At 56.9% G+C, this 20,861-nt stretch carries 24 protein-coding genes; 14 read left to right on the top strand and 10 right to left on the bottom strand.

Annotated elements, in window-relative coordinates:
• Positions 1 to 132 precede the first annotated feature (132 nt).
• A complete protein-coding gene (locus CHN51_RS08955; protein ID WP_100093710.1) occupies positions 133 to 1,458 on the top strand; it encodes an isoprenylcysteine carboxylmethyltransferase family protein in 1,326 nt (441 codons plus the stop codon).
• Entirely contained in the window at positions 1,430 to 2,071 is a 642-nt protein-coding gene (locus CHN51_RS08960; protein ID WP_240616928.1) for a DNA-3-methyladenine glycosylase I, read from the top strand. The genes CHN51_RS08955 and CHN51_RS08960 overlap by 29 nt, the downstream gene beginning before the upstream one ends.
• Here CHN51_RS08960 and CHN51_RS08965 read toward each other — a convergent pair whose 3' ends face one another.
• Positions 2,072 to 2,542 carry a cytochrome c family protein gene (locus tag CHN51_RS08965; RefSeq protein WP_100093711.1) on the bottom strand — a complete coding sequence of 157 codons (471 nt, stop codon included), beginning with the start codon at positions 2,540 to 2,542 and terminating at the stop codon, positions 2,072 to 2,074.
• Positions 2,543 to 2,790: 248 nt separating this feature from the next.
• Between CHN51_RS08965 and CHN51_RS08970 the strand changes: the two genes are divergently transcribed.
• On the top strand, positions 2,791 to 4,053 hold the full coding sequence (locus tag CHN51_RS08970) for a DUF2254 domain-containing protein (RefSeq protein ID WP_164089077.1): 1,263 nt from the start codon (positions 2,791 to 2,793) through the stop codon (positions 4,051 to 4,053).
• Positions 4,054 to 4,261: 208 nt separating this feature from the next.
• Here CHN51_RS08970 and CHN51_RS08975 read toward each other — a convergent pair whose 3' ends face one another.
• Together CHN51_RS08975 and CHN51_RS08980 are read right to left on the bottom strand one after the other, a co-directional pair.
• Positions 4,262 to 4,876 carry a GNAT family N-acetyltransferase gene (locus CHN51_RS08975; protein WP_100093713.1) on the bottom strand — a complete coding sequence of 205 codons (615 nt, stop codon included), beginning with the start codon at positions 4,874 to 4,876 and terminating at the stop codon, positions 4,262 to 4,264.
• Positions 4,877 to 4,956: 80 nt separating this feature from the next.
• A complete protein-coding gene (locus CHN51_RS08980) occupies positions 4,957 to 5,841 on the bottom strand; it encodes a mechanosensitive ion channel (protein ID WP_100095499.1) in 885 nt (294 codons plus the stop codon).
• 83 nt (positions 5,842 to 5,924) lie between these two features.
• Between CHN51_RS08980 and CHN51_RS08985 the strand changes: the two genes are divergently transcribed.
• Positions 5,925 to 7,337: a phospholipase D-like domain-containing protein gene (locus CHN51_RS08985; protein ID WP_100093714.1), complete on the top strand. Its 1,413-nt coding sequence runs from the start codon at positions 5,925 to 5,927 to the stop codon at positions 7,335 to 7,337.
• A 229-nt stretch (positions 7,338 to 7,566) separates the two neighbouring features.
• Here the strand turns inward: CHN51_RS08985 and CHN51_RS08990 are convergent, their stop codons facing one another.
• The 3 genes from CHN51_RS08990 to CHN51_RS09000 form a co-directional block, all read right to left on the bottom strand.
• The gene (locus CHN51_RS08990; protein WP_100093715.1) at positions 7,567 to 7,971 is read right to left on the bottom strand and encodes a DUF202 domain-containing protein; all 405 of its coding nucleotides are present in this window, start codon (positions 7,969 to 7,971) and stop codon (positions 7,567 to 7,569) included.
• 117 nt (positions 7,972 to 8,088) lie between these two features.
• Positions 8,089 to 8,274: a PLDc N-terminal domain-containing protein gene (locus tag CHN51_RS08995; RefSeq protein WP_100093716.1), complete on the bottom strand. Its 186-nt coding sequence runs from the start codon at positions 8,272 to 8,274 to the stop codon at positions 8,089 to 8,091.
• 42 nt (positions 8,275 to 8,316) lie between these two features.
• Positions 8,317 to 8,760 (bottom strand): PA2169 family four-helix-bundle protein, encoded by a 444-nt coding sequence (locus tag CHN51_RS09000; RefSeq protein WP_123906287.1) that lies wholly within the window; start codon positions 8,758 to 8,760, stop codon positions 8,317 to 8,319.
• Between the two features lie 131 nt (positions 8,761 to 8,891).
• Between CHN51_RS09000 and CHN51_RS09005 the strand changes: the two genes are divergently transcribed.
• The 4 genes from CHN51_RS09005 to CHN51_RS09020 all read left to right on the top strand — a co-directional run bounded on the left by CHN51_RS09005 (position 8,892) and on the right by CHN51_RS09020 (position 11,998).
• Positions 8,892 to 10,280: a mechanosensitive ion channel domain-containing protein gene (locus CHN51_RS09005; protein WP_100093718.1), complete on the top strand. Its 1,389-nt coding sequence runs from the start codon at positions 8,892 to 8,894 to the stop codon at positions 10,278 to 10,280.
• Positions 10,281 to 10,372: 92 nt separating this feature from the next.
• Positions 10,373 to 10,816, top strand: coding sequence for a BLUF domain-containing protein (locus CHN51_RS09010; protein WP_164089078.1), 444 nt, complete (start codon positions 10,373 to 10,375; stop codon positions 10,814 to 10,816).
• Between the two features lie 347 nt (positions 10,817 to 11,163).
• Positions 11,164 to 11,415 carry a NepR family anti-sigma factor gene (locus tag CHN51_RS09015; protein ID WP_100093720.1) on the top strand — a complete coding sequence of 84 codons (252 nt, stop codon included), beginning with the start codon at positions 11,164 to 11,166 and terminating at the stop codon, positions 11,413 to 11,415.
• Positions 11,408 to 11,998: a sigma-70 family RNA polymerase sigma factor gene (locus CHN51_RS09020; protein ID WP_100093721.1), complete on the top strand. Its 591-nt coding sequence runs from the start codon at positions 11,408 to 11,410 to the stop codon at positions 11,996 to 11,998. Before CHN51_RS09015 ends, CHN51_RS09020 begins: the two co-directional genes overlap by 8 nt.
• Positions 11,999 to 12,162: 164 nt before the next feature.
• Here the strand turns inward: CHN51_RS09020 and CHN51_RS09025 are convergent, their stop codons facing one another.
• The gene (locus CHN51_RS09025; protein WP_100093722.1) at positions 12,163 to 12,942 is read right to left on the bottom strand and encodes a response regulator; all 780 of its coding nucleotides are present in this window, start codon (positions 12,940 to 12,942) and stop codon (positions 12,163 to 12,165) included.
• Positions 12,943 to 13,115: 173 nt separating this feature from the next.
• Here CHN51_RS09025 and CHN51_RS09030 point away from each other — a divergent pair, with 173 nt between their 5' ends.
• The 6 genes from CHN51_RS09030 to CHN51_RS09060 all read left to right on the top strand — a co-directional run bounded on the left by CHN51_RS09030 (position 13,116) and on the right by CHN51_RS09060 (position 17,784).
• Positions 13,116 to 13,406: a DUF883 family protein gene (locus tag CHN51_RS09030; protein ID WP_100093723.1), complete on the top strand. Its 291-nt coding sequence runs from the start codon at positions 13,116 to 13,118 to the stop codon at positions 13,404 to 13,406.
• Between the two features lie 350 nt (positions 13,407 to 13,756).
• A complete protein-coding gene (locus CHN51_RS09035) occupies positions 13,757 to 15,250 on the top strand; it encodes a PAS domain-containing protein (RefSeq protein WP_100093724.1) in 1,494 nt (497 codons plus the stop codon).
• Complete coding sequence (locus CHN51_RS09040) at positions 15,250 to 15,987, top strand: Crp/Fnr family transcriptional regulator (protein WP_100093725.1); 738 nt, start codon at positions 15,250 to 15,252, stop codon at positions 15,985 to 15,987. Before CHN51_RS09035 ends, CHN51_RS09040 begins: the two co-directional genes overlap by 1 nt.
• Positions 15,988 to 16,057: 70 nt before the next feature.
• The gene (locus CHN51_RS09045) at positions 16,058 to 16,285 is read left to right on the top strand and encodes a hypothetical protein (protein WP_100093726.1); all 228 of its coding nucleotides are present in this window, start codon (positions 16,058 to 16,060) and stop codon (positions 16,283 to 16,285) included.
• A gap of 464 nt (positions 16,286 to 16,749) precedes the next feature.
• A complete protein-coding gene (locus tag CHN51_RS09055) occupies positions 16,750 to 17,199 on the top strand; it encodes a hemerythrin domain-containing protein (RefSeq protein ID WP_100095501.1) in 450 nt (149 codons plus the stop codon).
• 24 nt (positions 17,200 to 17,223) lie between these two features.
• A complete protein-coding gene (locus CHN51_RS09060) occupies positions 17,224 to 17,784 on the top strand; it encodes a YetF domain-containing protein (protein WP_206170044.1) in 561 nt (186 codons plus the stop codon).
• Between the two features lie 85 nt (positions 17,785 to 17,869).
• Here the strand turns inward: CHN51_RS09060 and pal are convergent, their stop codons facing one another.
• The 3 genes from pal to CHN51_RS09075 form a co-directional block, all read right to left on the bottom strand.
• The gene (pal, locus tag CHN51_RS09065; RefSeq protein ID WP_100093729.1) at positions 17,870 to 18,385 is read right to left on the bottom strand and encodes a peptidoglycan-associated lipoprotein Pal; all 516 of its coding nucleotides are present in this window, start codon (positions 18,383 to 18,385) and stop codon (positions 17,870 to 17,872) included.
• A 237-nt stretch (positions 18,386 to 18,622) separates the two neighbouring features.
• The gene (locus tag CHN51_RS09070) at positions 18,623 to 19,312 is read right to left on the bottom strand and encodes a response regulator transcription factor (RefSeq protein WP_100093730.1); all 690 of its coding nucleotides are present in this window, start codon (positions 19,310 to 19,312) and stop codon (positions 18,623 to 18,625) included.
• Complete coding sequence (locus tag CHN51_RS09075) at positions 19,309 to 20,820, bottom strand: ATP-binding protein (RefSeq protein ID WP_164089080.1); 1,512 nt, start codon at positions 20,818 to 20,820, stop codon at positions 19,309 to 19,311. Before CHN51_RS09075 ends, CHN51_RS09070 begins: the two co-directional genes overlap by 4 nt.
• Positions 20,821 to 20,861 lie beyond the last annotated feature (41 nt).

Below are 20,861 nucleotides of genomic sequence, written 5' to 3' on the forward strand. Positions count from 1 at the left end.
CAAGTTTATACCACTCGTCCTTACAGGTCATTATAGGGGAGCCCAGGCCATTTTCCTAGGCCAATCCGAGCTTTTTTACCCTTGAATTGTCCTGTTCATCGCTTGATTACCATTATTGGTTAAGGCGGGCGCATGTTTGGACGAAAATCGAAAGGCGATGACCCGCGCCCGCAGTCGGCGGTTTCCCATGGTGTGGGCATTGCCGGCCTGCTCGGTTTGGCTTGCTGGGTCCTGATCGCCCGCCAATATGGTCTGGCCGGCCCCTATTCCGCGCTCGCCGCCTGTCTAGCTTGTGCGGTGCCGATGGTGATCTGGTCCCTGCTGAAGGACAAGGTACATCTGCGGCCGTCCACCGGCATGGACTGGGACAAGCCCAAAGCGCTCAAAGAAACTTTTGACATCAGCCTGGTAAAGCTCGCCGGCCTCTGGGCAACCTGGGGTATAATTGGGACCATCTACTGCGTCGGACGCTGGTACTGGACCGGTCAATATCAATTTTCGATGGAAATAATGGAAGCAGCGGCGCCATGGCTGTTCGTGCTGTCGATCCCCTATGTCCTGTTCATGGACCGCTTTGCCGTCGAACCGCGTGACGGCGCCTGGCATTTTGGCCAGCTGCTAACCGGCCGGAGAAGCGAGTTCGACCGGCAGCAGATCTACCACCATCTCCGCGCCTGGGCCGTGAAGGGCTTTTTTCTGGCGTTCATGCTGTCGATCGTGCCCGGCGGCTTTGCCGATCTGGTCCGGCTGGATCTCGATGGACTGGCGAGCAATCCTGTGGCGATCGCCCATTGGCTGATTATCGCGATGTTCGTTGTCGACGTACAATTTGCTACGGTGGGCTATCTGCTGACGATGAAACCTCTCGATGCGCATATTCGCACCGCTAACCCCTATATGGCCGGCTGGGTCGCGGCGCTGATCTGCTATCCGCCGTTCATCCTCATGGGCGAAGACGGTCCGCTCAACTATCATGTCAACACCGCCGACTGGTCCTACTGGCTTGCCGGCCAGTCCACCCTCCTCTGGATCTGGGGTGGCCTGCTCGTTTTCCTGACCGCTATCTACGCATGGGCGACGGTCGCATTTGGCCTGCGCTTCTCCAACCTCACCCATCGCGGCATCCTGACCCACGGTCCCTACAGCTGGACCAAGCATCCTGCCTATGTTGCGAAAAACGCCTATTGGTGGCTCGCCACTATGCCGTTTCTGGTGACCTCCGGCAGTGTCACCGATTTCGTGCGCAATACGGTGCTGATAGCGGCGGTCAGCGGCGTCTATTACTGGCGCGCCAAGACCGAGGAAAAACATCTGCTCAGCGACCCGGCCTATAAGGAATATGCCGAATGGATGGACCGCAATGCGCCGCTGCCCCGGGTGCTGAACCGGATCAAGCGCCGTATCGGCTGGTGGGCACCGGACCGGGGAGATGGACCGGAATTCCAGCCTGCCGAATAAAATTGTCGGACTCATCAACAGCGGTTATTCCTGTCTTATGACGGTGATCGGAACGGACGGGAAGCACCGCTGCTTCGGCGGGCAGGCGGGCAAGGAATTTTACGGCGACTATCACGACCGGGAATGGGGCGTGCCGGTGCACGACGACCGGTTGCTTTTCGAAAATCTGATCCTGGAGGGTGCGCAGGCGGGCCTGAGCTGGGAAACAGTGCTGCGCAAACGCGACGGCTATCGCCGCGCCTTTCACGGCTTTGATATTGAGCGGTGCGCGGCAACGGGTGATGACGAACTGGAAGCCCTGCGCGAGGATTCCGGCATCATTCGCAACCGGCTGAAAATTTACTCCGTCCGCAAGAACGCGCGGGCCTTTCTGGAGATACAGGCGGAATATGGCAGTTTCGATGCCTGGCTCTGGGGCCATCTGGACGGGCCGCCGCCGGTAAACCGGCCCAGGCATTTTTCGGAAATGGCAAGCACGTCACTGGTCAGCGATACAATATCCAAAGCGCTGAAAAAGCGCGGCATGAGTTTTGTCGGCAGCACTATCATCTATGCCTATATGCAGGCGATCGGGATGACCGACGACCATCTGGCCGGATGCTGGAAAGCCTAATCAGCCCGGGTTCTTGAGATAGGCGATCACATCCGCGCGTTTCTGCGCATCCGGCATGCCGGCAAAGATCATCTTGGTCTGGGGAATGACCTGCTGTGGTTTTTCCAGAAACTGGAACAGCTTTTCCTCGGTCCAGGTGATGCCGCTCTCGGCATTGGCCCTGCTATAATTAAACCCCGCGACCGTGCCGGCTTCCCGTCCAACGATATTGGCCAGCGACGGGCCGATCCGGTTCATTCCCGGATCGACGACATGGCAGGTGCGGCACTGCATGAAAGTGGCCTTGCCGGAGGCAGCATCACCGGTCAGGCTCGCGTAGGTAACCGCGGTATCGGCAGTGGCTGGCGGACCGCTATGTGCCGCTGAAGCCGCTTCGGAAACTGGCTCGGCGGGATCGGAGCTACCACCCGAGCAGCCTGCGGTCAAAACCGTCAAAGCCAGTACCGCGCCTACCGTTTTCATGCCGAGCATATTCTTTCCTGTCGTTTGATGTTGAAGGCAAAATCCGTAGCTACGCTGCCTAATGCCGATCATACCGAAATTAAAGACCTTATCTGCCGTTTTCGCCTCTTTGAGTGGCTCTTCTGGCTGGCGGTTTTTGCAAGGCGGGAAGCCGCGCTGGCGGGGCTATGAAAAAGCCGCTATCCGCGATAGATGTTCGGAATGGAAAACAGGGCGCTGGTAGTGTGCCGGATCGCGCGGTTGAAAGAGAGCGGCTCATGCTATTGGTCCTGAGGAGATATATATCGCGGCTGCCAGAGAAAATCTGGTTCCGGGCGATGCTGTTCAGTGTCGGTGCGATCGCAGCGGCTGCCGCGGCAGAATGGGTGGGACCGTTGATCCCCTATGAAGCGGATCTCGAGATAGCCAGTGGGTCGGTCGGGGATATATTGACGATCCTCGCGTCAAGCATGTTGGCGGTCATCGCATTTTCCGTGTCGATCATGGTGTCGGCTTATGGTTCGGCGACCAGCACCGCGACACCCCGGACCATCGCTCTCATGCTTGCCGATGACCGGTCGCAAAATGCCTTGTCGACCTTTCTGGGTACATTTCTGTTCAGCATCGTCGGGATTATCGGACTGTCCGCCGGCTATTATGACGACCAGGGCCGGATCATCCTGTTCTTCGCGACGATTGCCGTGATTGTGATTATTTCCGGCACCCTGATCAACTGGATTCAGCAGCTGTCGACGTTCGGGCGGATGAACGACCTTATCGAGCGGGTCGAGCAGGCCACCTCGAAAGCGTTGCGCTGGCATGGCCAGCATCCATATCTGAATGCGCAGCCGCCGGTTGAGGTTCCGGAGGATGCTTTACCGGTCCGCTGTGACATCGCCAGCGGTGTGGTGACGTCGATCGACATGGGCCAGCTGCAGGAAACCGCGAGTCAACAGGATGTCACCGTCCATCTGATCATCCATCCGGGCAAATTGATCTATCCGGCTCGGCCACTGCTGTATCTTTCTGGCGAGGGAGCGAAAGCAGCCGATATGCAGCCGTTTCGCGATAGCATATTGGTCGAGCATGATCGCAGCTTCGACCAGGATCCCCGCTTCGGACTTGTGGTATTGTCCGAGATTGCCTCACGGGCATTGTCCCCCGCGGTGAACGATCCCGGTACGGCGATTTCGGTGCTGGACAGCGGTCTGCGTTGCTTCGAAGTTCTGGCAGAAGCCAGCGCCGAACCAAAGGAAGCCAAATATTCGAGAGTGCACGGCCCGGAAATAGCGGTAGAGGACCTGTTCACCGATTTCTTCATCAAGATCGCGCGGGATGGGGCCGGCATTGTGGAGGTGCAGCAGCGCGTTCAGCTCTGCCTGCTGGCCCTGGCCCAGTCATGGCCCGACCTGTTTGCATCCGCCGCTGCAGATGCGTCCCGCAACGCGCTGGCAAGGGCGCTCGATACAATCGTCCACAAGGCCGACACGAAAGATTTGAAGGCAAGGTCGCAAAAGGTCGCCGATTGCTGCGACGAATAATTGGCCATGTCGATAGCGCCAAATGAAAGACCGGATGAAGCGATAAACGACATACTCTACTCGTCGTAATCGTCTCATCCGGCGCAAACCTTTGGGTCGAAGGTGAATTCGAACATCGCCCATCGATTACTGCTTTTAACTCGGCACCCGCCAGTTGGTTCCCGGATTGTGAAATATTTTTCTATGTTCGGAGGCCTTGGCCCGCCGTTCAGCCGGCCGAGAAAGCGTCGATAATATCGGGTATCGCGTTCGGGCGATCCATCGCTTGCAGGGCGCTGATGGCATCTTTGATCACCAGATTATATTGGGCTACCGATCCTTCCATCACGCTAGGCGTCGCGCCGACCGACCGGATCAGGCGGTAGGCCTTCTTGTTGTCGCGCAATATGTCGATCCGCAATTGTCGCAGGCCTTCACAATAGCAGTCGAGAAGCAACGCCGTCATCAGGATCCGGGCGACGCCCAGTCCGTGATAGGGGTCCAGAACCGCTATGGCGAACTCGCCGGTGTCGCTGGATTCCGCTTCGCGGAAAACATGGGCGGCCGCGATCGGCGGATGGCCTTCCTCGTCCATGTTGATGACGCCCCATGCGAGATGCGTGATACCGTCCGCGCTCGCCAGCCGTTCGACGACGGTCGGCGGCATGGTTTTTGAGCCCGAGAAGAAGCGCAAATAGCGGCTCTGGTCGGATAGCTGGCTGATACCTTTCTCGATTTCGCCCAGATCCGATTGGCGGACACGACGCAGGCAGATCCGGGTGCCGTTATCGAGTCTGGCGTTTACCGATCCGAGCTGATTCTGAAAGGACCACGAACCAGACATCGAATTTCTCCTCGTTGCACCGCCGATATTTGCCGGAGACTGCACATGTCCCGGCGCCGGTTGACTGTCTGAGATTAACATCATTCTGCCTGCGCGGCCACCGGTATGGCCTCTTTGAAAGTATGGGTGACATAGGGAAAGGGGATTTCAATATTGGCATCGTCCAGCGCCCGTTTGACCGCACGGATCACCAGATCGCGGCTTTCGTGCATGTCGCGCTGCGCCGAACCGGACCACCAGCGCAGCTTGAAATCGATAGAACTGGAATTGAATTCACAAGCAAATATGTCGACCGGTTTTCGGTCGTCGGTGGTACCGGATGATTCCACGGCGGTGCGAATGACATCGCGCGCTTCCTCCAAGTCGGTGTCATAGGAAACGCCAACCACGACTTCATGGCGCCGGCGATCGAGATCGGTCAGAATCTCGACCGGATTTTTGAACAATATGGAATTCGGCACAATCGTCAGCTCGTTCGACAGCTTTCTGATATGCGTCTCCCGCAGCAGGATTTGTTCCACCTTGCCTTCAATCCCTTCGCAGGAAATATAATCGCCAATCCGCATTTTCTCCCGCACCATGATCAATATGCCGGCGAGAAAATTCTCGAAAATATCCTGAAAGGCAAAGCCGATAGCGACCGTGCCGACGCCAAGACCGGCGATCAGGCTTCCGGGCGTCAGATCGGGCAGCAGGATCGTCAACGCGATAAGCAGGCCCACCGTCCAGATTGCAATTCGCACCAGCGTGTCCACCAGTTCGCGCAGAGACGGACGCATCGCCGTCCTCGCGGTCAGGCGATCTGCGATTTTAGTAGCAAATCTCGCGACGATCCACGTTGATATTATAAGGAAAATGGCGATAACCAGATTGGGCAGGAGACTGACCAGCCCCTCCCACATGGAGCGCAATTGTGCAGCCAATATCTGGAGGGTATTAAGCGATTGATCTACTTGATTATTCATGCGCATTAAACGCGCAAGTAACAAATTGGTTGCATATGGGTCTGGCAACGGGAACTCTATCCTGCGGGAAAGGTTGATCGCCTATGTCGAAATTATTCAAGCCAGGGCAAAATTGCTGGCGTGTCGAGCATGCAGACCGTTCTGCCGTTCTGATCGATGGCGAAAATTACTTCCGGGCGGTGCGAAAGTCGCTGGCGCAGGCCAAACAGCGTATCATGCTTCTCGGCTGGGATTTCGACGAACGGGTCGAAATGCACGATACCGATGAGGAGCCGGACGGGCCCCTCAGGATCGGTGCCTATTTCGACTGGTTGCTCGAGAAAAACCGGGATCTCGATATCTATGTGCTGCGCTGGGATACGGGGGCTTTGAAATCCTTCTTCCGGGTCAACGGGCTGATGACGCTGATCCGATGGTATTTCCATCCCCGGGTGCATTTCAAGCTCGATTCCCATCATCCGGTAGGGGCGGCTCATCATCAGAAAGTTATCGTGATCGACGAGGACACAGCCTTTTGCAGCGGTATCGATGTCACCAACAATCGCTGGGATACGCGGGCGCACGAGGATAATCACGACCATCGGCTGCAACCGGACGGCCATGATGCCGGACCTTGGCATGACGCGGCGATGGTCGTTCAGGGCAAGGTCGCGAGCGCGCTTGCGGAATATGCCGTGCAGCACTGGCGTGCTGCCGGCGGGAAGAAGACCAAAAGGGTTACGGCAAAGGATGATTGCTGGCCCGCCAATCTCGATCCGGACTTTACCGATTGCCCGATTGCAATCGCCAGAACTTTACCGGAAATGGATGATCAACAGGGCGTGCACGAGATTGAAGCGCTTTGCGTCGATTTGATCGCCGCAGCCCAGGATCATATCTATGCCGAAAGTCAGTATTTTGCTTCGGCGAAGATCGCCGCCGCCATCGCCGCTCGCCTGTCGGAACCGGACGGCCCGGAAGTGATCATTATCAATCCGGAAAGCGCAGAGGGCTGGCTCGAGTCCGAGATCATGGATTCAACGCGTGCCCGTCTGGTGGAAGCGTTGAGAGCGCGCGACAAATATGACCGTTTCCGGATGTTTCACCCGTTCAACGAGGCCGGAACGCCGATATATGTCCACGCGAAGATATTGATCATTGATGACCGGTATATCCGCATAGGCTCGTCAAACTTCAACAACCGGTCGCTCGGCTTTGACAGCGAATGCGATGTTGCGATTGACGCGTCGGTGATCGCCGATGGCACGGTGCCAGCCCAGATCGCCCGCGTCAGGAATGATTTGCTGGCTGAGCATCTGGGGCAGGAAGTCGACGTTGTTCGCGAGTCTATGGAGAGGACAAATTCGCTGATTAAGACGATCGAGGCTTTAAACAGCCCGGGTCGGGAGCTCAGGCCCTATCAGACAGCTGATATCGGAGCGGTCGAAGCCTGGCTCTCGGAGAATGACATCCTCGACCCAAGGCGGGCCGATGATGTTTTTGCAGGAATCATGTAAACGGTCTGGGAAAAAGCACCTGAATAATCACTGCGACTGTTATGCAGTGGTTTCGTTGGTGTCCGGCTGTTTCTTTTCCTGGATTTTCTTGATGATGATTCTGGCTGCTACCGAAATGGCTCCGGCCGCGATGGTTCTGATGATGTAACGCACGTCATGCTCCTTCAATCTTTATGACATTCATATGATCTACCGACGAGCGACCAAATGGTTGCAACCGTGCTAGGGATCAGCCGGCAAAGTCCATTGTCCAGATCGCCACAATCAAGGCCAGGGCGCCTGACGCCATCAGGCCGGAAACGATTCGCATATTGTATGGCTTTACCGGTGTTGCATGATGCGAATTGAGCCGGTCCTGGACGGCGCAGCCATTGCGCTGGGCAACCCAGAAAATGAAGATACCGATGATCATGAACAAGGTCGCGATGGCCTTGGGCACCCAGAAGGGTTCAAGTTTGCCAAAGAGCGCATTGAAGCCGAGTCCGATCCCGACCGCTGCCAGACCTGTGCGCATCCAGCCGGCAAAAGTCCGTTCGTTGGCCATGATCGTACGATCTTCGGCCCATTCGGTGCGGTCCTCGGCGAGGTCCGTGCGTTCGCTGGCCAGTTCCGTGCTGGATGAGTCTGTTGTCATACTCGCCTCCCGATGTCGCGTTCGAACCGCGCGCGGAATATATAGCAAAAGCCCCGCCACCCATCCACAAGGGATGCATGTCGGGGCTTGATGCGTTCGTTCAGATAAATTCGACGACTAGATTGCCCGTGCGGAGCCTCTTGGTCCGACGAAGAACCAAAGGATCAGGCCGATTACCGGCAAGATCAAGATGATCAGCGACCAGATGATCTTGGCACCAGTCGAGGAGCCGCTTCCCCAGACGCTCAGCAGCGCCCAGATGTCGAGAGCCAAAATCAGAAGTCCAACAATTCCATATTCCATGATAAATTCCCTTGTTTAAATATTATGTGATCAACCGCGCGTTCAGGAGGTTGCTTCTTCGAGATGGTCGATCAGACGACCGTCCGCCCGCAGTTCTCCCTGGTAATTGCGCAGCAATGCTTTGGCCGACACCGACAGGTCATCCTGGATAAGCGCCTTTTCAAACTTCTTGCGCAGATATTCCTCGCCGGTTTCGACCGCCTCGATCGCCGCTTCGTCATTGTCCTGGACGGCAGCGCTCAAGTCCATGAACACGCGGTGGGCGGACGCCAGAATGGTGCCGTCGCTTTCCGGCGTGCCGCCGGATTTCGTGATTTCCTCACGCACCGCAGCGGCCATCGCCCGGCGAGATGCCGCGCGGCGGGAGAAGAAATTCTTGAACGTGGTCCGGTCCGCAATCTCGGCTGCTTTCTCGTAGCCATGCGTGGAATCGATCAGTGTTTCCAAAACGTCATTCAAAATGTCCGTGGAAGCGTTATTTGTCATATCAACCTCGTTTTGCGTTATATATGAACAACCAACATCGGACGTGCCCGTCGGTTCCAAACTAAATTTTTCCCGTCGGCAGGAACCTTTGCTATGCAGTGGCGTATGCGAATGTTGCTGATTGGAATAATATGCCCCTATATCGCTGGCTCCTGACCGCGCTGTTTCTGGCGGTCGTCGCTGCTCCGCTTTCTACCGGTCTTGCTCCGCTGTTCGAGGCCCGCGCGCAGGTTCCGCTGACCGAGACGGTTGATGAGCCGGAGCCAGCCATCGATCCGGTGGTTGACGGCAGCGACGATGTCGCGATCGCAGACCGGTTGCGCGGAATTTTCCGGGAAATCGAAGGGCTGGAAGGGGTCGCCGTCACCGTCGATGCCGGGGTGGTCCGCCTGTCGGGGCCGATAGCCGACACCGCCTCGGCGGAACGCGCGAAAGCCATAGCACAACGCGTATCGGGTGTTGTCACGGTGGAATCGCAATTTGAGCGCGACCTTTCAGTCGGTAGAAATGTCGAACCGGTGGTCGACAAATTCAGCGCCAGCATGCAAAATTTCCTGTCGGCGCTACCGCTAATCGGGGTCGCCTTTCTCGCCGCCATTGTCATCGGCCTGTTGGGGCATTTCTTCGCTTCGCGCATGACCTTCTGGAAACGCGTGACGCCGAACATCTTTCTGGCCGAACTGATTTCCGGTTTTGTCCGCATATTGTTCATCATGGTCGGGATATTTGTCGGCCTAGACATCCTCAATGCGACCGCCTTGCTGGGCGCGGTACTTGGCGGAGCCGGCGTGATCGGGCTGGCAGTCGGCTTTGCTCTTCGCGATACGGTCGACAATTACATGTCGAGCATCATGCTGAGTATCCGCCAGCCGTTCCGGGCCAACGATCATGTCCGGGTGGGCGAACAGGAAGGGCGCGTGGTGCGGCTGACTTCGCGGGCGACGATCTTGATGACGCTGGACGGCAATCACCTGCGCATTCCCAATGCGACAGTGTTCAAGGCGGAAATATTGAACTTCACGCGCAATCCGCAGCGCCGGTTCAGTTTTGTACTGGGCGTCGATGCCGACGACGATCCTGCCGCAGCCATCGAAACGGGGCTTCGCGCGATCAACGGTCAGGCTTTCGTTCTGGACGATCCCGAAGCAACGGCCGAGATCAGGGAAGTCGGCGATTCCAATATATTGATCGCCTTCCACGGCTGGATCGACCAGCGCCAGAGCGATTTCCACAAGGCGCGGGGCGCGGCGATCCGGGTCACCAAAAATGCTTTGGAAGAGGCCGGCTTTGCCTTGCCGGAGCCGATCTACCGGCTGCGGTTCGATAACGGGCCGCCGCAGCTGATGGACATGATCGGGAAGCCGGAAGCAGCCGGTGGGGCCGGTGAGAAGCCGACCAGAGCGCCGACCGGGGAGGCGTTTGACGTATCGCCAGAGGATCATGTCGAGCGGCTGGTGGATTCCGAGCGGTCTGACGACGGTTCTTCCGATCTCCTGGATGACCAGCAGCCGGTGGAATGACGGGGCGGCAACTTAATCTATGTTAGCGCAAATCATATTCAATGCGCTTATCTATCGCGACGGGCAATGTCTCGGCTGTGAAGACAGCCGCCATGAGAAAGTTTTGCGTGTCGCCTCGTCCGATCACCTCGCTCATTTTTGTGAGCACCGTAAAACCCGGCATGGATCAGCAGGATTTTCTTGCGATCACGAACGTTACCCGGCGGAATAGCGAACGATTTGGGCTGACTGGCCTGCTTGTTTGCAATGGGTTCAACTTCATGCAGTGCATCGAGGGAGAGCGGGCTGCCGTCAAAGACCGGATGTATCATATCATCCAGGACGAGCGGCACAGCGGGATCATCATTGTACATCATAGCGAGCCTGAGATCCGGCAATTTGCGAATATATATATGGACCGCCGATATTTTCCGGCGGAGGAAAACTCCGGCGCATCTGACCTCCCGAAAATTCTCGCCATGGCTACCGTCGCCGACGTTACCCGTACAATGTTCCAAAGCTTTCTCTCGCTCGGGTTCGGCGCGGCCAACCTGTAAGTTGCGCAATTAAGGAGCGGGTGCGACCCGCGCTTTTCTCCTTCAATATGCGCTTCTCGCTGCTTCAGCAGGATATATCGCTTTTGGATGCTGCTGTTCTTGCCTTTTTCAGCGCTTCCACCTCGGCGCCCGCGCGGCCTTTGTCTCCTCCTATCGTCGATTATAAGACCGTGTCCGGAGTGTCGGTCACTGCCAAAAATTTCCACTTGTGATGTGTTTCCTCCACTAAGCCAACGCCGACTTCTCAAGATTGTTCCGCGCTATTGGACATTCTCCCGAAAAATTTATATGCAACCTTTCCGGACACCGCGTGTTCTGTCTTCAAGCAAGGAAAAACGAGGCATGATTTGACGAGCCAGAAAAAAGATGAAGCTGGCACATCGGATTCTTCGGAACCGGATGATGCAGGGCAACGGTCAAAGGATATGCCGGTGAAAAACAAGGAAGACATGCAAGAGAGATTAGGCCTTGGACTTAAGGACATGTATTCAAGTGTTCTTGACGAGCCGCTACCCGACGACATGCTGGCGCTTTTGGACCAGCTGGAAGCAAACGACACTAGTGACGTGAACTCCAGCCGGCCAGACGATAATGAATAAGCCCCAGGCGTTGCCGCCGGCGCAGTTCAAGCAGCAGCTGACGGAAGCAATTCCGCATTTGCGTGCTTTCGGCCGAAGTCTGTCAGGCGATCGTGATCTTGCCGACGATCTTGTGCAGGACACCTTGTTGAAAGCATGGGCTGCGCGCGACCGTTTCATTGCCGGCACATCGATGCGTGCATGGACTTTCGTGATATTACGCAACACGTTTTTCTCTGGCATGCGCCGCAAGAAATTCAGTGCCAATTATGACGAGCTGGTTGCCGAACGGGTCCTGTCCGCTCCCGCTCCCCAGCAGGAACCCTTGCATCTTGCCGACCTGCAACGCGGGCTGATGGAATTGTCCGACGACCAGCGCGAGGCCATCATTCTGGTAGGTGCTGGCGGCTATTCTTACGAGGAAGCGGCAGAAATCGCCAATTGCGCGGTCGGCACCATGAAAAGCCGCGTCTCCAGGGCGCGCAAATCGCTGGAAGCGATTCTGGAGGAAGGGCGCTTCACCTCCGCGTCGGACGGTCATGACAATCTAACCGCAACGGCGCTCGAAAATATCATCGGCGCAGTCGAGAAAATAGCGCCCTAGGCTGTCCGGCGTTCGCCGACATCCCCGCCCTAAATTTTAATATGCTGACGTGAATCGTGGTTGCTTCATTTGGCACCGCTGCCAACAGTTGCGCCTCGCTGCCGGCTCACAAGTCTGAGCCGGCAGCGAGGCGTTTGTCCTGGTAATTCAGGCGGATGACGCGATCAGGCGTCCTGCTTTGCCGTTGAAAAGAACAGTGCCTGGCTGATCGCCGCGCGAATCGCATTGGGCTGAAACGGCTTGGTGATCAAAAATGTCGGTTCAGGGCGCTCTCCGGTGAGCAACCGCTCGGGAAAGGCAGTGATGAAGATGACCGGAACCGATATCTGCTCCAGAATATCCTTCACGGCATCAATGCCCGAGCTGCCGTCCGCCAGCTGGATATCGGCCAGCACCAGGCTTGGTTTGGCATTGGCTACCGCTTCGAGCGCACCCTTGTGGGTCGTCGCAGTTCCACAGACACGATGTCCCAGCCCGGTGACGATCTGCTGCAATTCCATCGAAATCAGGGCTTCATCCTCAATGATGAGAACATCTGACCGGATCTCCTTGTCGATTTCGGCAATGGCATCGTCCAGCAAGCCGTTGATCGAATTTTCGCCGACATCGGCGATTTTTGCGACTTCGCTAACGGAAAACCCTTCCAGCGCGGTCAATAGCAGCACCTGACGGCTGATGGGAGGGATGGCATTCAAGCGGTTTTGCGCCGTGTTGTCGTCGGGATCTTCAGACACCCGGACATGCGCGCTTTCCCAGATACCGGCGAAAACCCGGTATAGATGAACCCGTATATCATTGTCGTCCGGGACGGGTTCCGGATCGGCGATAATCGCTTCCAACGTAGCCTTCACAAATGCGTCGCCGCTCTTTTGGCTGCCGGTCAGAGCCCGGGCATATCGCCGTAAATAAGGTAGATGCGGTTTCAGATTTTGAGCTAGTGACATATTTTATATCTCCGTGATTGGTTCCCTACGCATGACTGTAAATAGGGTTCCATCATAATTTCGTCAGGTAGGCGACATTTGCATCTCGTGTTTGCAGGCCTGATCCGGAACCAATTCGGTCGGCGTTCGTTGACTCATCATTAGATCACTAGACCGAATATGGAGAAAAAGAAATGACAGGCAATTATTCCGAAGAAATGGGCGCGGTAAAATCGGATCTGCAAACATTGAAAGATGATCTGGCAACCTTGACCAAGTCCGTCAAGGCCGATGCGAAGGCAAATGCGTCAGAATTGCGCGCCAATGCGAAGACCAAGTTTGACGCTGCGCGCGCCAATGCAGTTGAGGCCGGCACCAAGGGGCGCCGGAAGGCCCAGGCCACGTTCAAGGAAAATCCGATCGTAAGCATCGCCGCGACCGCTGGTATCGGTCTGTTAGTCGGCGCATTAATGGCGCGCCGCTAGGTCGTTCCGGATGAGATTCAAAGGGCTGCAGAATGTAATTCTCGCAGCCCTTTTGCTGTTCTGGCACCGGTGAAGCGAGACGCGCGCGGTCGTCTGACGATAGCGGGCTGTGCTCTTCGCCCTTCGGTGGCGACGAAAAAGATGGCGCAGCTGTCTTCAATCATTTTATATGATTTTGCGGGACATCATTATACATGGATGAGCCTCCGCATGGGGTTTTCGAGTGAGTTACCGTATCGTTTGCCGCTTTGGTTCCGCCAGCATGCAACAGGATCGCAACTTGATCGTTGGTAATGGAACGGCTTCAGGGTCAGGAATAAAAAGGGGTTGGACATGAAGGCGGGCAATAGATGACCGAAGAGTTGGAACCGACGATGGAAAGCGAACGGTTGGCGACGCTCGGCAGCTATCAGGTCATGGACGATGCGCGGAGAAATGCCTTTGATCGAATCACACGGCTTGTCGCTGATATTTTCGCAGCGCCGGTCGCATCGATCTCACTGATTGAGAAAGATCGGGAGTTGTTCCGATCAGCAGTGGGACTGGCGGAGACTGACGCAGATCGCAAATCCTCCCTGTGCGGCGGAATGGTCGACAGCCATGAATCGCTGGTCATCGAAGACGCTTCGGTGGACCCACAGTTCAGCAACAATCCGTTGGTCTCCGGTGGTCCGGCGATCCGTTTTTACGCCGGTGCGCCATTGATCGCGCCCAATGGCATGGTTCTGGGAGCCTTGTGGTTTGCCGACACGGTGCCACGCTGCTCGATTACCGCGAACCAGCTCGACCAGTTGAAGACCATGGCTGATATCGTCATGAGCGAGCTTGAACTGAGCCGCGAGATCCGTTTGCGCGAGCAGGCACAGAAAAACGCGGCCATTGACCGGTCCAATCTCGACCTCACGCTGGCCCTCAGCGACATTGCCAGCTTCCGGACCGACCTGGAGACAGGCAAGATCGAATGGGGCGGGGCTTATATGAAGATCTGGGGAGAGGACGCCGGCGAGGCGCTCACCCAAGTGGAAGATGCCTTCGCCCGTATCCATCCCGAAGATCGGGAAAGTGTCACCGAGGCAATGAGCGCGGCAGCAGCGCCGGGCGAAAAATATGAAGCGCGTTTCCGGATCATATTGCCCTCGGGCGAGATTCGCTGGGTCGAGGGCTACGGCGACTATCTCGAAGCAAACGGGCGGCCGACCCTGACCGGGGTCAATAAGGACATCACCCATTCTGTCGATCAGCAGGAGCAATTGCGGCTTCATACGCGCGAGCTTCATCACCGGCTCCGCAATCTTTTCGCCACGCTGCAGTCGATCATGATGCTGACCAAGAATTCGGCGACATCGATTGATGACTATATCGAACGGATCAAGAATCGCCTGAGCGCCCTGAACCGGGCCCAGCAAATCCTGCTCGACACCAATTTTGTGACGGGGTCCTTCGCTGCGCTGGTCAGGGACCTGTGCAAGACCTATCCAAAGGTGCGCTGGTTCGGCCCCGACATCATCCTGGAAGAAAACGCGATGGTCTCGATTTCGCTCGTGCTTAACGAATTGGCCACCAACGCGGCCAAATATGGCGCACTGACCGCCGATACCGGCCTGGTGAAAATCAAATGGACCATTCTTCCCGACGATGACGGGCAGGATATCGTCGAACTGCGCTGGTCGGAAAGCGGCGGGCCCAAGTCCCAGCCTCCTCCATCACTATCCGGCTTTGGCTCCTCGCTTATCGATCACAGCATCACGCGCAATTTGCGCGGCGAGATTGACCGGGACTGGACGCCCGATGGCCTGATCTGCACGATCAGATTTCCCGCACCCGACGAAGCACGGTTTCGCTAGTGGCACAGAAGGCCCTGCTGCGGCGCATCTCCTTCTATGCCGACCTCGACGAGGCCGATCAGCAAGTCATCATGGATATCGAGGGTCGGGAGCAGACGTTCGACAAGAATAGCGAAATCGTTGATGCCGGCCAGGAGCTTGATAGCGTGCTGATCGTCAAGGAGGGCTGGGCGATCCGCTACAAGACGCTGGAGGATGGCCGCCGTCAGATCTTGAACATTTTGCTGCCCGGGGACTTTTTCGACCTTCAGGTATTGGTCGCTGCCGAGGCGGACCATTCGGTAAAGACCGTGACTCAGCTGACCGGCCTGTCGGTCCGGCCGGCGGTATTTCGGCGCCTGTTGACCGAATCGGGCAAACTGACGCTCGCGTTCTGGTGGATGCAGGTGCAGGAAGAGGCCTTTCTGCGAGAACAGATTGTCAGGAACGGCAAACAGACCGCGCGCGAAAGAATCGGACATTTCCTGCTGGAACTTTATCGGCGGGTGCTGATTACCGGAGCCGGAACCAGCGAAGGATTTCGCGTTCCGCTGACCCAGGCCATTATCGCGGACGCGCTCGGGCTGACCCCCATTCATACCAACCGGGTTTTACGGCAGCTGGAGCGGGACGGACTGCTGGCGCGCGACCATGGCTGGATCCTGTTCAAGGACGAAGCGCGGCTTGCCGAAATCAGCCAGTTCGATTCCAGCTATTTCCACCTCGATGCCTTCCGGATGCGGCTGGGCCGCGAATAAAAATTGACTGTTGGGGAACTCTATGCGCATCCTGACGTTGAATATATCGAACCATTAAAGGGAGTTCAAAATGAAAAAGATTGCAATTGCGGCAGTAATGACCGCTGGACTGGCACTTTCCGCCTGTGAAGCGAATGTTACCGAAGAAGGCGAAATGCCCTCCATGGATGTCGATGTTTCCGGTGACGCAGGCCAGTTGCCTGAGATCGACGTTGAAACAGCCGACGTAGAAGTCGGCACTGAAGAAGTCACCGTTGACGTTCCTGATGTCGACGTGAAGATGCCTTCCGAAGAATAGTCTTTCCAGACCAACAGACACGAATGGCCAGGCATCATGTCCTGGCCATTTTTTTGCGTCTTTCGCCTGTGTTCATCAAACGGTGCCTGATCCGGAGGGTCAGGCTGATGCGCAACAATATGGGGAGGGTGGCTGGGAAATCTGTCCGTTGGTAAACGGGGGGGATACGAAGGGCCAAATTTCCCAGCCGGTTTTTGAGGAATGAAAGTAACGCCGGGTCATGGGTCAACATCCATTCAAACCAGTCAACGGCCAGGATCAACATTGGTTCCCGACAAGTTGCAATTTTTTTTAGATTTTTTGAAATCATTGCAAAATGGGCGGATTGCCGGCCTGTTTCATTGAGCGAGCCCGGGGAATGCAAGCGGACTGTTCCTTCTGCGGAACGGGAATGCACTGCATCGGAATGCAACCAAATGACGTTCCGCGCGTCTTTTGAGCAGAACGTTACCGATGGAGATATTATGACCGACATTTTTACCCGCCTCAAACAGGATCATGATCGTCACCGCGAAATGCTTGAACGCGTAGCCGACACCAGCGGCGATACGAAGGAGCGACGTCAGTCCTTCGAGCAGCTGCGGATTGATGTGTCCGCGCATGCCAACGCCGAGGAACAGTCTCTCTACGCCGAAATGCTCGCCCGGCCCGACTTGCAGGACAAGGGCCGCCATTCGGTTGCGGAACACAAGGAAGCCGACGACTATTTCGAGGATCTGGTCGATATGGATTTCAGCAGCACCGGATGGCTCGCCCGGTTCAAGACGCTCAAGGAGCGGCTCGAGCACCATATGGACGAGGAAGAGAATGAAATTTTCGCCGCCGCCAAGGAAGACCTGAGCGAAGAGCGTGCGGAAGAGTTGGCCAGGATTTTTGACGAGCGCAAACCTGAAGAGAAGCAGGAAGTCGCCTGACCTATTGAACCGAACGGGGGGAATATGATGCTGAATGAATGGACGACCACGGGGTGGGAGCAGATCGCATTGATCGCGCTCTCCGCCGCCGCGATGTATGTGACTGTAATTCTGCTGACCCGGCTGGCCGGAGTCCGCAGCTTTTCCAAGATGAGCGGCTTTGACTTTGCCGTAACCGTAGCGATCGGGTCGGTCCTGGGATCCGTCATCCTGTCCAAAAACCCGCCGATTACCCACGGTATCGCGGCGCTTGTTTTCTTGTTCGGACTACAGATCGGCATGGCGATTTTGCGAAGCCGCTTCCCCCGCCTGCAACTTCTGGCTGACAACAAGCCGCGGCTCATCATGATCGGCGGAGAAATCCAGCATGACCAGCTCCGGAAAGCCAAGATGACCGAGGATGATCTCTGGGGAAAGCTGCGCGAGGCAAATGCTATCAATTTTTCGCAGGTACTGGTGGTGATCGCCGAGACCACCGGCGATGTGTCGGTCCTGCATGCCAAAGACAAGAATGAGGAAATTCAGCCGGAACTGTTGAAGGGCGTGATTGCCGGTGACCGCTATCGTGCCGCCCGGCCACGCTAGACGTTGTCCAGTCCGCGGTAAACCACCGGCAATATTGCCGGTGGTTTATGATCCGCCGGGTTCACTGTCGCAAGATGTGCGGTAACTAGCGAACGGTGACCGTAACGGCCCGGCGATTCTTCTGCCATGCCGTTTCATCGGATCCCAGAGCGTCCGGCCGTTCCTTGCCGTAGCTGACTACCGATATTCTCGAGAGCGCGACGCCAAGCGTCGAGAGATAATTTTTCGCGGCATTGGCGCGGCGTTCTCCGAGCGCGAGGTTATACTCGCGGGTGCCGCGCTCGTCACAATGGCCTTCCACACGGATACGGACGCTGGGGTTGGCGATCAGCCAGGCCGCCTGGCTGCGCAATATCTGCTGGTCCTCGCTGTCGACATCGCTGCGGTCGGTTTCAAAGAAGATCCGGTCCGAGGCCACATTGGCCAGGAAATCTTCCTGGCTGCCCTTGATCGGGCCGCCGGGCGCGCTGTTATAGTCCATATTGTCGCCCGGTGCAGGGGGCAGGCCTTCCGGGGCCTTCTTGCTGCAGCCCGACAGGGCCAGAGCCGCAACCAGCAGCGGCATCGAGATCAATTTTACGGAAACGCGGGAGTGGGACATTTGGTAAAACCTTTTGACTGTTACAGGAGCCTTTTAGGTCGGTTTTGCCAAAGCAATTACCACGGATTTTATATGCCCCGCTCATCCACGGAGGGGCATATAAAATCCGTGGTAACGGCGTTATCAGGGCCATTGTAGAACCGGCTTGTCCCCGCGAGGGGCATCATGAACCAAAAGAAGCCCTCTGTGATGGCGCGGGCATTTGCTCACCCCGACAAATCCCGCGTCATCCAACCTTCAATGTTCGAAATCAATATCCAGTCGATAGCCAACGCCCGGTTCGGTCAGCAGATATTCCGGCTGCGATGAATCATATTCCAGCTTCTGGCGGATCAGCGCCATATAGGAGCGCAGATACTGGGTATCGATCGTCGGATCATTCCACCCGGCCAGCAGCAGCTGGCGATGGGTCACCACCTGACCGGCGTGTCGTGCCAGCGTTTCCAGCAGATCGAACTCCTTGGGCGAGAATTTGATTTCGTCGCCCATCAGGAAGACCTTCCGTTTGAGAAAGTCGATCCGCAGGTGCCGCGATTCAAACTCCTGGCTTTTGACCGCTTCGTTCTTCTTCCGCCGTACGGCCGCCCGGATTCGCGCCAACAACTCTTCGATATTAAACGGCTTGTTGATGAAATCATCGGCCCCCTGATCCAGCGCGGCGACTTTCTCTGCCTCCTGGTGGCGGGCGGACAGGATCAGAATCGACAGGGCGTTGAGGTCGAGCAGTTTGGCGATGATCTCCTTGCCGTCGGCATCGGGCAATCCGAGGTCGAGCAGGATGATGTCGAATACGGTCTCTTTCGCCTTTTTCAGCGCTTCGGCCGCTGTCCCGGCGGAATCGACGCCATAGCCCTGCGCGATCAGCACCGGTTGCAGCGAGCGGATGAGCGCGGTCTCGTCGTCAACCAGCAATATTTTCACGTTCATTGGCCATTGCTTTCTATGGGGGAGGCGGATGCCGGAAGCCTGACGATGATCTTTGTTCCCTTGCCCATTTCCAGCGGACTGTGAGCGGAGATATCGCCACCGAATGCCCGGGCAAAGCCCGCGGCAATCGACAGGCCGAGACCGTGGCCTTCCTTGCGGATATTTTCCGCCGAACGGTAGAAGCGGTCGAAAACCCGGTTCAGTTCGGAGGCGGGAATGCCGCAGCCCTGATCCGCTATGGCGATCTCGACCTGCCCGGCCTGCTTGTGTCCGGTCACCAGTACCGGCGCTGCGTCCGGACTATATTGGATCGCATTTTCCAGAATATTGTAGAACAGCTGCTCCAGCATGACCGGATTGGCGCGCACCGTACACGCGTCGAACGGCAGGCTCTTTATGACCTCCCGCCCGCTATGGTGCATTTTCACCGTGTTGACCGCCGAGCCCAGCATCTCCATCAGGTCCAGGCTCTCCAGCTGGTCGGGCGATATGCCCGCCTGCAGCCGGCCCAGATTGAGCAGGTTGGTGGTATAGCGGTTCAGCCGTTCGCACTGGTCCTGAATGATCGTCAGCATTTCCTTGCGCGAGGCCTCCGGCAGCGTATCGCCATAGGAGGCAAGGCTCGACGCGGATGCCGAGATCGCCGCCAGCGGCGTGCGCATGTCGTGGGATATGGAGGAAAGCAGCGCGGTCTTGAATTCCTCCGACCGGCGCATGGCCTCCGCTTCGGATTTCTGGTGGAGCAGGACAAAGCGGTCGATCGCCATGCTCAGCAAATTCAGCACCGCATCAAAGTCGATCTTGCTCAGCCGCTTGGATTTCTGCGCATCCCGGCTGCAGATCAGCAGACCCACGCGGCGCCGCGAGGAGGACAGAAGATAGGCGGTTTTCTGGTCCTGCAACAGGCCCCATTCGCCTTGCCCGACCGCTTGCCGGGCCTCTGCCAGCCATTGCGCCTTGCCCTCGACCGCGATCCACTCCTCGTCGCTGATCGCGTATATTTCAAATTCCCCCGATGAATCGAATATGCCGGTCTGGACGATGGCGCGGTCGATATCCTCCAGATGCACGGCGGTCTGCAACTGGTTGCTGATGGCGAGCAGCAGATTGATTTTCTGCTGGGCAATTTCGGCGGCGCGGGCCCGGTCGTTGATCCGGCCGGCCAGCGCCCCGGACAGCAGCGCGCTCAGATTGAAAGCGACCAGCGGGATATATTCGTCGGAGGTGGTGACACCGAAATCGAGCAGGGGTTCGCTGAAGAAGAAATTGTAGAAGAAAGAGGCGCCGATACCGGCCAGCAGGCCGCCGCGCAGGCCGTTTACCGCACCGATGATGGTCACGGCGGACACGTAGATCAGCGCGGCGCTGACCGGCCGGTCGGCGCTTTGCGCGACATAGGTGGCCAGGGTCCCGGCGACAAAGACCGCCAGTCCGACGAACAGCGAGACATAGCTGCGCGAGCTGTCCGACGACAGGCGATTGAATATTCGCGGGATCATGTTCTGCATCGGCGGGTCCATAGGGGCGACATAGCGGAATTTCCGGAAAG

This window comes from Sphingorhabdus sp. YGSMI21, from assembly GCF_002776575.1.
Classification (GTDB): Bacteria; Pseudomonadota; Alphaproteobacteria; order Sphingomonadales; family Sphingomonadaceae; genus Parasphingorhabdus.